This window comes from Nitrospirota bacterium (assembly GCA_016212185.1).
Lineage (GTDB): Bacteria > Nitrospirota > Thermodesulfovibrionia > UBA6902 > DSMQ01 > JACRGX01.
Genome location: JACRGX010000086.1, coordinates 38617 through 49830 on the forward strand (window position 1 = coordinate 38617; position 11214 = coordinate 49830).

8 protein-coding genes are annotated in these 11214 nt (G+C 40.2%); 2 read left to right on the forward strand and 6 right to left on the reverse strand.

The features are described from left to right. Positions 1-22: 22 nt before the first annotated feature. Together HZA10_10020 and HZA10_10025 are read left to right on the forward strand one after the other, a co-directional pair. The gene (locus HZA10_10020; protein ID MBI5196641.1) at positions 23-679 is read left to right on the forward strand and encodes a histidinol phosphate phosphatase domain-containing protein; all 657 of its coding nucleotides are present in this window, start codon (positions 23-25) and stop codon (positions 677-679) included. 17 nt (positions 680-696) lie between these two features. Continuing rightward, positions 697-1422 (forward strand): tetratricopeptide repeat protein, encoded by a 726-nt coding sequence (locus HZA10_10025; protein ID MBI5196642.1) that lies wholly within the window; start codon positions 697-699, stop codon positions 1420-1422. A 137-nt stretch (positions 1423-1559) separates the two neighbouring features. Here HZA10_10025 and HZA10_10030 read toward each other — a convergent pair whose 3' ends face one another. From HZA10_10030 to HZA10_10055, 6 genes are all read right to left on the reverse strand, one after another. Next, positions 1560-2984 carry a transglycosylase SLT domain-containing protein gene (locus HZA10_10030; GenBank protein MBI5196643.1) on the reverse strand — a complete coding sequence of 475 codons (1425 nt, stop codon included), beginning with the start codon at positions 2982-2984 and terminating at the stop codon, positions 1560-1562. A 74-nt stretch (positions 2985-3058) separates the two neighbouring features. After that, complete coding sequence (locus HZA10_10035) at positions 3059-3985, reverse strand: transposase (protein MBI5196644.1); 927 nt, start codon at positions 3983-3985, stop codon at positions 3059-3061. Between the two features lie 129 nt (positions 3986-4114). Continuing rightward, positions 4115-4732, reverse strand: a complete 618-nt coding sequence (locus HZA10_10040) for a hypothetical protein (GenBank protein MBI5196645.1) — start codon at positions 4730-4732, stop codon at positions 4115-4117. Between the two features lie 36 nt (positions 4733-4768). Further along, on the reverse strand, positions 4769-8275 hold the full coding sequence (locus HZA10_10045) for a DUF2778 domain-containing protein (protein ID MBI5196646.1): 3507 nt from the start codon (positions 8273-8275) through the stop codon (positions 4769-4771). Positions 8276-8285: 10 nt separating this feature from the next. Next, positions 8286-8756, reverse strand: coding sequence for a hypothetical protein (locus tag HZA10_10050; protein MBI5196647.1), 471 nt, complete (start codon positions 8754-8756; stop codon positions 8286-8288). A gap of 48 nt (positions 8757-8804) precedes the next feature. Continuing rightward, the coding region (locus HZA10_10055) for a right-handed parallel beta-helix repeat-containing protein (protein ID MBI5196648.1) at positions 8805-11214 on the reverse strand (2410 nt) is incomplete at its 5' end.

Consider the following 11214-nt stretch of genomic DNA (forward strand, 5'->3'; position numbering starts at 1 on the left):
TATTTGCCTGTCAGCCGAACTTATGATTGACCTTCATACGCACAGTCTTTTAAGCGACGGCGAGCTTCTTCCATCAGAGCTTGTAAGGAGGGCGTGCGCCGCTAATTACAGGGGGCTTGCAATTACGGACCACGTTGATTCATCAAATATTGATTTTGTGATTCCGAGAATTGTTCAGGCAGTTGAAGAAATTGGAAAAGACGCTGGGATTAAACTGGTCCCGGGCGCGGAGATTACTCATGTGCCGCCGAGGCTCATTGGGAAACTCGTATTTAGGGCAAGAGCCCTCGGAGCAAAAATTGTCCTGGTCCACGGAGAGACTGTTGTTGAGCCTGTGGCGCATGGCACAAACAGCGCTGCCATAGAAGCAGGGGCTGATATTATTACGCATCCAGGACTCATCAGCGAAGAGGATGCCGCAAGGGCTAAGGATGCCGGTATTGCCCTGGAAATTACATCAAGAAAGGGGCACTGCCTTTCAAACGGTCATGTTGCCAGGATAGCGGAGAAGACAGGTGCGGCCCTTGTGATAAACACGGATTCGCATGCCCCTGAGGACTTGATTACAATTGAAAAAGCAAGGATAATACTGCTTTCTGCCGGCATTCCGGAAGATGCGCTGCAAAGGATTTTTCAAAATTCCGAAAAACTTATTAATAAAGTTTTGGGGTCTGGATAACCTTAGGGAGGGAATTAATGCCAAAGGCAATTAAAAAGCGAGTCACAAAAAAAACAACGCTTCAGGAAGAAGAGGTAAAGGGTATTGTCAGTCATGCAATGGATTTTGTCAGGGAAAAAAAGAAAACCTTTATCTTAATTTCATCTGTCGTCGGAGCTGTCCTTGCCGCATATATTATTGTTATGTTTTATACCGCATCACTGGCTAATAAGGCATATGCGCTTGAAAAGGAGGCGTTTAATTATTATTACGGCATTAATTTAAAATCCCCTGTGCAGGAGGACGAACGCCTGAAAAAGGCGCTGGAGCTTTACCAGCAGTCGCTCAAGGTTAAATCAACGCCTGTTGCGCTGTTTTATCTGGGCAACTGCTACTATAAACTCAATGACTACGCCAATGCGGTAAAGTCCTACGCTTCATTTATTGACAAATACCCCGGTGAAGAAGGCATGCTCCCGCTTGTTTATCAGAAGCTTGCGTCTTCGCATGTTAATAACGGCAAGGCCGACGATGCGTTAAAAACGCTGCAGGTTCTTGAAAAATTTAAAAACGGAGTGTTTAAGGATACTGCATTAATTCAGCAGGCGCGGCTTCATGAGACGCTCGGGAAACCGGAAGATGCAAAGAAAAAATATGAGGAGCTTATCAAGGAATTTCCCGGTTCAGTATGGAGCGCTGAAGCCAGGTCAAAAATTGGAGCCGGTTTGCCGAAGGAAGAGAAGCCGGCAACTTCTGCCCGTTAGTGTGGTGTCTCAGAAATAAGTTTACACAATTCTGTCATTCCCGCTTGTCGGGAATCCTTCTTTTAAAAAGGGGAACGATTCTGGACAAGCCAGAATGACACCACATAAAGTGTAAAGAAGTGTTACAGACAGGACAATCAGGACGTCTTGCCTTTCTTTTCTGCAGAGGTCACGAGATAGTTTCTTCTCTTTTTGGATGCCTTCCTGGATTTCGTGGAAGATTTTTTCTTGTTTGAGACTTCCGTGTCTTTTGTTAGAGAGGCAGCGCTTTTGGGAGGCACTAAAATAGTCGTGCCTGCCGCCAACCGTGAGTTTCTGTCAAGGGAGTTTAATTCAGTAACGGCATCAGTGGATATACTGAAACGGGATGCTATTTTCTTTAGGGTATCTCCTTTTTTAACAGTGTAGCGCTCAATGGAAAAGCTGTTGTCTTCTGCATTGGAAATGCCGGCTAAAAATTTCTCCCTTGTGCCGGCAGGGACCCTTACAGTGTAGTTTGAGACATTCGGGGGGGTGCACCAGCGCTTAAGTTCCGGGTTAAGATCCCTGATTTCCTTCTCATCAGTCTCTGCATAACGGGCTATGGCCTCTATATCCATCGGAGAGTTGATGATAACTTCATCGTATGCCATCGGCTCATTATAACTTACATTCTCAAAGCCAAAACCCTCCGGGTCTTTTGCAATTGCTGTGGCTGCTATGTAAAAAGGCACATAGTCTTTTGTCTCCTTTTTTATATGCCTTGTTTCCCTCAAGGCCCAAAAATTGTCGGTCTTTGTCTTATCAATAGCCTTGACTATCCTCCATTCGCCTGCATTATACGCAGCCAGCGCAAGATTCCACGAGCCGAACATTCCATAAAGATCACTCAGATAATCGGCAGCGGCTATAGTTGCCTTAATCGGGTCCCGCCTCTCATCCACCCACCAGTCTATCTTTAACCCGTATCTTTTGCCGGTTCCTGCAATAAACTGCCATAAGCCTGAAGCCCTTGCCGGCGAATAGGCGTACATATTAAAACCGCTTTCAATCAGCGGGAGAAAGACGAGTTCCTGCGGGAGGTTTTTCTCTTTGAAAATTTCCGTTATCATTGAAAGGTATCTTCCGGAACGGCCCAGAACCACGTTGAATTTTTCCTTTATCTTCTTGGAATAGTAGTTAAGGCTTCGTTCAACCGACTTGTTGAATCCATAATTTTCATAAAGGGTCGCAACTTCCGCCTTCCTTGCATCTTTTAGCGTATCAGGAAGCGCCTTTAATACCGGGATGGCGTCTGAGATGCCGTCTGAAGCTGTGCCGGACGGTGTTACAGGGGCAGAGGCATCAGGTAAAGAGAGTGCAGTCACAGGTTTTTCCTCAATGACCTGTGCAGGAGACTCTTTCTGAAGCAGGCTCTGGGCCAGTGAATATTCGGATGAGAAATCTATCCTGTGGTTAACCGTTGATGCAGAATGATTATTTGCCGTACCCGTGTGTTCAGCCTTATCCTGTGAATAAGAAGGTGACGTGAAAACAACAATAATACACACGAGACTAATATATAGTATTAGTCTTTTACACATAACTAATTATTAACAGGAGTTTTGCTGTTTTGTCAAGCTTAAAATAAAAGGGGTCAGACTTGACTATTGACATTTTATTGTTCACCCCGCACCGTTTTAATTGTTTTTTCCACTTCCCCTTTTAAGTCATCTTTCTCTTTTAAGTACCGCGTAACCATAGCCGGATCCTTCTGTATATATTTGGCAACCTCTCTGCCTGCATATCCATACTCTTTTGCTACAAGACTAATCAGTTTTCTCCCTAAAGAAATGTCCCTATCCTTAGCCTTGCTTCGAATCTGCTTGAGTATAATCCCATAAGCCTTCTCTATCCCTCCGGCTATCTCAGATAATGTGTATTCTTTTTGTCTTCTTGTCTGCCCCGGTTCTTCATTATATTTATCCAATATTTTTTCTGCAAATTCTTCATTCCCCATTATCCTCTGATCAATTGTACGGTATACATCTTCTTTTTTAACTGCTAAGTCAGCATTTATAAATGAACGATAAAGCTTTCTTGCTTTTGTATTGTCTTCTGAAAACATCCTTAAAACCTGTTCTTCATCAACTATGCCTTTTCCACTTTTGATATAGCTCCCATGACTGCTCCATAGATATTCGTCAGGTGTTTTAACTACATTGGCTCTTACAGGGTTAAGATGTATGTATTTGACAAGAGACAGTAAGTACTCATCTCTGTCGCACAGTATTGCTTTGTATCTGCCCTGAAATAAATGCCCTTCTGTCATGTATTTTCTGTTGAAGTATATTGTGTAACTCTGATTGATTCCCTGAAGTGCCTTGGATAGAGGAGTTTTCTGTGTCTCAATCAATAGATGCACATGGTTATTCATAAGAACAAACGCATAAAGAAAATATTTATATTGGCTTTTGTATCTGGAAAGTATCTTAAGATATTTTAAAAAGTCTTCTTTGTCTTTGAATGTATTTTGTCTCTGATTCCCTCTGGTTATTACGTGATAAAATGCACCCTCATACTCTACCCTCGGTTTTCTTGCCATGAAAAAGAATAACAGAAGACCGTATAAATATCAATAGTCAAGCCTGACCCCATTCTTGCATTAGTAGAGTCAGTTAATGCTGTAATTGAGCCTAATCCGTTAGTGTGATAATAATAAATTGCCCCATTTTTACGCATATGTATAAATGTCAATAGTCAAGCCTGACTCCATTCTTACATTCTTATGAAATTTTGCAATTCCAGACTTCGCTTCTTCTAACAATTGAATACATTTAGTAGAAATAATTTTGAGCTTCGGCTCGGCAATAGCTGAGATGCTCTTTTGCCTTTGATTAATAGCCTTTATTGCAAGACTGTAAGAATTATAACGCTCATCATCTACATCTGGACCACTACAAATAGCTTCTAATTGAAACTCAGTCAACGCAACCTTGAAGACATTCGAAGGTGATCGTTCAAGGGCTTCACCAACTGATAAGGTCAACATTTCACTTGCTCCTGCATCAGAACCGGGATGAAGTGCAACAGCCACTTTCAACCACGTTTTTGTACCTGTGGCAATATGCTGTAAAACAAAATTCCATTCGGTAGGATGATTATATAGCTCAGATACAATCGTGCGCGCTCCTTGCTTTGAAACCTCATCTAATATCACCTTAGGATTTTTGTAGTAGTTTCTATTTTGAGCATCAGCCAAAGATGAAAACGCTGTAAGAAAACATAAGAGGAAGCCAAATAATATACTGTGCAATAGCACAAGTTTATCGCGCCGATTGTTCAAGAACATAAACTCTCCTTAATCTTTCCAATAGATAAATTACGGCTACGGTACAACATGCAGGATATTGTTACCTTCTTCCTGTGACAAAAGAGAATTCAACCTATCACGCGTCACGTTTGTGGTTGCAGCAATACACCCCTGAGAACAAGTATTTGGATTCCCGCACCCATGAATCTGGAAGTTATTCCTGTCTTGCATATTATTAGTGGGATCAGGAATCAGATTCCTTCGACTCGAATTAGGTCGCTGAGGACCAATAGTATAATTACCCGGAGGTATTGGCCCCTGAAAGGGAACGCCACTAAAAGCAGGGTTATTTTGCGCAGTTAGAGGACCAGAAAGACCTGTGTTATTTCCAGAAACATAATTGCCGCTATTAAATGGGGCACCGACAGCCGTATTTGTAGGCGTGCATGTCATTGTATGGCTGCTTATAGAATATGTGCAATCATACAACCCGAACGGATCCACAAAGTTCACAGGATTATTTCCGACATACGCATACAGGTTCACATCACCCCCTGCAAAGCCAACAGGGTCTTCGCTTATAAATCTTCCAATTGTGGCGTCATAATATCTTGCCCTGTAATAATACATTCCTGTTTCGGCATCGTATTCTCTGCCTGTAAAGGTATATGGATTTGTGATTGTGCCTGTTTGTGAGATAATCTGGCCAAAAGAATCGTAGACATAAGACTGCACAACTGCCTTTGTAGAGTCTGTTAAAGCGGTAATTGAGCCTAATCCATTAGTGTGATAATAATAGTTTGCCCCGCTTCTACGCATAGCCAATGGTTCGTCTATCCCATGCCCATGAGTATATTCGGCAGTAATTGTCCCTACAGCATCAGTCTCAAATCTTATATCTTCATTGTCGTAAATGTAATATGTAACGGTACTATTAACGTTCTTCTTAATACGTCTCCCGAATCCGTCATATGAATAAGATACAGACGAGATTAAAGTTGGAGTTGAATTATACTTATCAACCTGCACAAGCTTATTCTCTGCATCGTAATAGAAATATGTTGTTTCATTTGTAGTCTTGTTCTGTTTGCTTGTAATATTCCCATCTGTATCATAACCATAAATAAAGCTATTATCTTCCGTTAATCTGTTTAGTTCATTGGTTGTATAAGAGCTTGAAAGATGACTATCAGTCCTATTGCCCACAAAGTCATAATTAAAAAACTCATTGGGATTTCCTGCAGGATGCGTTGCAGTTATAAGCCTGTAAAGCTCATCATAATTATAGCTGTGCGTACCAGATAGGTCTACCTCTGTTTTGACATTGCTGACATCATCGTAAAGTGGGTATTCATTTGATGTTACTGTGCCAGCGCCGTCTTTAAATACAAAACTGCCAAGCTGTGATGCATCGTCATAGCTGTATGTTGCAGCTATCCCATTGCCCATTGTCATATTCTGCCTTCTGTTCAGAGCATCATAACTAAATGTGTAAGTCCCCATATATGGCGTTGTAATAGTCTCAATTGGATTTATTGCAGTACGCAGGGAATAATTTGAAACCCCGCCTGCATCTGTCATCATTTTTCGTATATCGTTTTTATAATATTCGTAGGATATGGTTGTTCCCGGCATTGCGCCGCTTGTTGTTGCTGATGTAAGCCTGTGGGCTTTGTCATAGCCTAATGTAAGATTTGCAGATGAATTGTTTATGTTTGTAAGCCTTCCTGAATCATCATAGGTGTAATTTACTAAATCATCAACATCAATCCCGTTTTCTTTATATAACGTCTTTGTTTTAATTTTATTTAAAGCATCGTATGTATAAACTATTTTTCTGCCACTTGTATTTGTTATCTGCTCAAGGTTATGGCGACTATCATAAGTGTATGTTGCCTTTGTGTTTAAGAAATAGTCTTTAATGGTTGTGAGTTGGTTTATTGAATTGTATTCAAAATAGGTATCATGCAATTTTGCATCTGTAACCTTTGCAATATTGCCGTTAGCATTATAATCAAAAATTGTTTTATGATTTAGCGCATCAGTGACCTCCTTTAGTCTCGTGTAGTTCTCATAAACATAATCTGTTGTACGGGTAAGCGCATCTTTTACCTGAGTCCTGTTGCCCACAATGTCATGGGTGAAATAGGTTATCCTATTTAGAGGGTCTTTTATTGATTCTAAATAGCCGTGTATATCATAGGTTATATATGTATATTTTTCATTGGCATCTTTTATTCTTCTAAACTGCCCCTGTAAGTTGTAGTCTTCAAAATAAGTAATATTGCCGAGGTAGTCTTCAATGCTGTATAAATTTGCCTTCCCATCATTTGTATAGGTAAAAGTTGTTACATTGGTTTCGGGATCTGTTATTTTTTTGAGCTTGCCAAAATACTGCTGGTCATAATACTCAAAAGTTGTAGTCTTTGATTCTGTAGCTGAGATTGTTTGTGTAATTGTCCAGATTTTGCCGTCAGGATAATATGTATAGCTTGTTACATTCCCAAGAGGGTCTGTAACACTCATGAGTTGTTTTGTAGCTATATCCCATGTGTAAGTAGCCCATTTATTAAAAGGGTCTCTGTATTGGGTTATAAAGCCATAAGTGGTGTTAAAGTAATAGATAGAGGTGTATAGTCCTTGTTCTCTGACTGTTGTATAACCATTATCATAAGTAAACTCATATAATTTCCCCGCATGGTTCTGAGCTAACACCCTGCCTTGTGTGTCATAAGTGTTAGTAAGATAAATAACGCCTGCAGGGTTTTTGATTGTTAAAAGATAATAAGTTGATGGGTCATAACTATATTCTATTGTCTCATTAACAGGGTTTGTAACATGGGTGAGTAGATCACCATTGTATGTGTAAGTTACTGTCCTCAAGACAGGGTCTGTGATTGTTTTTATCTTACCGTTTTCATAAGTAAAGTTGTAGGTTCTATTAACAGAATCCACAATCGTTGTAATCTCTGCTGTTGGAGAGTTGTCTGTGTAATTTATCGTAAGCTTGTTTAAATTTAAATCGGCTGTCTCTTTAAGTCTTCCGCCTTGATTAAGGGTATATGTAAGATTATCTATTGTCTTCAATGTAGAAGTGCCATCCGCATTCAAGGTAAGGGAGTTGTAAATACCTGATGGCGGGCTAAATGTATTATCTGTGCCTTTAGTGTAAGTATCACGCCTTCCATTTGGGTTTATGATAACTGCATGAGTTATGTCTCCGGAGTAATTGCTTACAAAAATAATTCTCATATCCAATGAAAATCTCCAGTTCCATCCCATTGAGCCAACTTTGAGGTCAAGGTTGTTGAAAACCCTTGTAATTGCCACTGGGATACCTGGAGAGGGAACAAAAAGGTCTGTTACAGTATAAGTGCAACTTCCTGTTGCCACATCCACAGGGTCGCCGGCGCATGTTGGAAATAATCCCTGGAAACCGGGTTGTGGTCCTGAGCTCACAACTGTATTTGTTGTCCCATCTGCACCTGCATACCATGCACAGGCAAAGACAGAGGAAGGATTTACCATGACTGACACAAGGGTTAAAATACAGAATAAAATTATGGTAATAAAATATCTCATTTTCCCCTCCCTAATTATCAACTATAACCCTCATTAATACACTGCCGAAGTGATTATAATGGTCAGTGACGTTAACATTTATTGAATGAGTTCCATTGTTTAAACTTCTTGTATTTAATTGATAGGTCATATTTAGGATGTTTCCTTCTGTAAATCCTATACCGCCTTGCTCTCTGCTCCCATACTGAAACACGCCAGTGTAGTCAATAGAAATGAAGACCTCATAGCCTGTATCCCTTCCATATCCCTGAAATAGAGGAGACATTTCTATCTTTATTGGAACAATGCCTCTTAAAACCTGTATTCCATCTACAAAGCCGCTTGTGGGCATAAGAAGATTAAATTGCAGGTTATGACATTTGTTTGGGTCATGTTTTGTATGGTCTTTTTCTATGGGAGGAGAAGTATCTGCAATAGAGCGCCAGAGTACAAAACACAAAATACATAATACAGAAATTAATGCTATTTTTTGTTTAAACATAATGGTTCTCCTCTTTTTTTATCTTCAACTTTCTTATCCCTTATCATGTCAATAATATACTTGTGCTGCGCCTGCTATTTCCGGTCCTATGACTCCATCGGAGTCAGCGGCAATTAGCTTAAATATATATGCGCCCGGATAGACATAATTACCGTTGTTATTTTTACCATCCCAGATTACAAAATTATTGCCCTGTAACTGTGAAATGTTGGTTGCTACATTTCGTATAAGATTGTTATCATAATCATATATGCTTACAGTAACCATTGAGTCTTTGCTTATATTGTAAGAAATTGTTGTACCGGTAGTAGTTGTTGGGTCAAATCTTGTGGGTGTTGACAGTGGGTCTTTGATTCTCGGCGCTGTCACAGGCATTGGTTCAGGGTCTGTAGCTGAGTTTATTGTAATTAAATAACTCCCTGCTGGCAGAAGGTCTCCAAGGGAATTTCTTCCATCCCAGTAATCAGTATTTTCACCTGCGGGTCTTTTGACGTTTTCTATTAGAGTCCTGAAGGAAGCAGCATATGTGCCCACTCTGATTGTGACAGACCCTCCCCTTGCAAGAGTATAGCCGATAGCGCTTGACTGGTTTGATGAAGGATTAAAACTTACAGATGCGGCAAAATTGCTTACATCAGCATTGTTGACAGTTACAGGTATCAATACCGCTACATTGTTACCAGCCTTATCCATTACAAGGAGTTTTAAAATATAAATACCGTTAGTCAGCGTGTGGGTATTCCATGGCCAAAGTATTCCATTAGTAACATTAACTGTGAAAGATGCAATAAGGGTGTATGAGCTTGGATTTGTGCCTGTACCATAATAGAGATTATGATATTCATTATTAGCATCAGAGGCTGTGCCTGTTATAGTTACCGTCTCATAAACTTCCTGATCTGCTATAGGGTAAGTAATCTGGGCAATTGGTGGAGTCAGGTCTATGGTGATGTTACTGGCGCTCTCTTTTGTGGTAGTTGTACCTGAAGTTATTTCTATTGCAGTAATTGTATAAGAATATTCACCCTCCGGCTGTACAACTCCGGCTGTATCTTTACCATCCCATATGGCTGATATTGAAGTCCCTATCCCAGCTAAAGTTCTAATTACTGTGCCGCCTGAATTCTTTATGTCCACTGTCCAATTGGATGAATAATTCATTAAAGCGCCTATCGTGGTTGTGTCTTTAGAACCATCTTCATTGGGTGAAAAGTAGGGATTAGAAATCCAAGTGGTGTAAATATTAAAGAGTTTGACTTCTACAGAGGCAGTTGCAGTATTCCCTGCACTATCTGTTACGGAAAGCCTGATGGTGTAATATGTACCCGATAAATTTGATGTATCCCATATAGCAAGAGTACCTGCAGGGTCAACTGGATTTGCAGAGTTAATTATTAGTGTCCATGTTGTTGGCGATGTGCCAAAACCATACTCTACCTTATAGTTATTAAAATCAGTATCAGTAGCCATACCTTGAATATTAAGGGCGGTAGTACCAGTAATAAATTGACCGTTTACCGGGAAGGTAATTTCTGCTTTTGGTAATCCTTCCTTAACTACCACATCTCCTATAAAAGGCGCTGATTGGGAACTATCACCTATGCTTGTAGATGATAATTGATAAGTGTAAGTGCCATCAGACACAATTACTCCATTATTATCTTTTCCATCCCATGTAACTGCTCCTGACGTGCCAGAGCCGGAAAAGGTTCTTATGATGGTTCCTACTGAATTCTTTATGTAAAAATTCCAAGTAGAATTCTCAGATATTGAGAATGTGTATCCAACTGAATTATTTAAGGGGCTAAATTCTTGAAGCGTTGCAGACAGATCTTTATTGTAAAAAGGATGAGTATAAGTTGTACCAAGCCAAGGCTCAAAATTCACCCCAGAACTTACAAGTGTGCCAGGACCTATAGAACTTCCCCACCAGTTAGAACGTGTATCTGCTACTAATCCAGCGAGGCTATAAATACCATTGCCATTACCGGTAATATTACAGTGATTCACTTTTAAAATAGGTGATTCTGAATACATTGCATAGTTGGTATTATCTTTAATTGTGCTAAAACTTATACTCCTGTTCCCTCCGCCTACTACATAAACTCCGTAACCTCCATTGTTTGAAATGGTTGAACCTGTAATAGTTAGATCGCCTGTGCTTACCATATAAACCCCGTCTGTTCCATTGTTTGAGAGTGTGGAATTTAAAAGTATTAGAGCAGAATCACCAACTGAGTATATACCGCGGGCTGGACTATATCTTATGATAGAGTTCTTTATGGTTGGTGAACTGTTGTTGATGTATATGTTTGCATAGGGAGACCCTCCATAGTCAACTGTTACATAGTCAAGGATGCTCTCTGAAGTTGCATGGTTGTAGAATCGTATCCCAAGCCAGTCTCCTGCGGCAGGTGTTACCTTGTTAGAAGTAACAACAATTGGAATTGTTGCTGTA

Excerpts from the sequence above, each read along its gene's own strand:
- HZA10_10020 (MBI5196641.1), top strand. The coding sequence starts at position 23 with ATGATTGACCTTCATACGCACAGTCTTTTAAGCGACGGCGAGCTTCTT.
- HZA10_10025 (MBI5196642.1), top strand. The coding sequence starts at position 697 with ATGCCAAAGGCAATTAAAAAGCGAGTCACAAAAAAAACAACGCTTCAG.
- HZA10_10030 (MBI5196643.1), bottom strand. The coding sequence starts at position 2,984 with ATGTGTAAAAGACTAATACTATATATTAGTCTCGTGTGTATTATTGTT.
- HZA10_10035 (MBI5196644.1), bottom strand. The coding sequence starts at position 3,985 with ATGGCAAGAAAACCGAGGGTAGAGTATGAGGGTGCATTTTATCACGTA.
- HZA10_10040 (MBI5196645.1), bottom strand. The coding sequence starts at position 4,732 with ATGTTCTTGAACAATCGGCGCGATAAACTTGTGCTATTGCACAGTATA.
- HZA10_10045 (MBI5196646.1), bottom strand. The coding sequence starts at position 8,275 with ATGAGATATTTTATTACCATAATTTTATTCTGTATTTTAACCCTTGTG.
- HZA10_10050 (MBI5196647.1), bottom strand. The coding sequence starts at position 8,756 with ATGTTTAAACAAAAAATAGCATTAATTTCTGTATTATGTATTTTGTGT.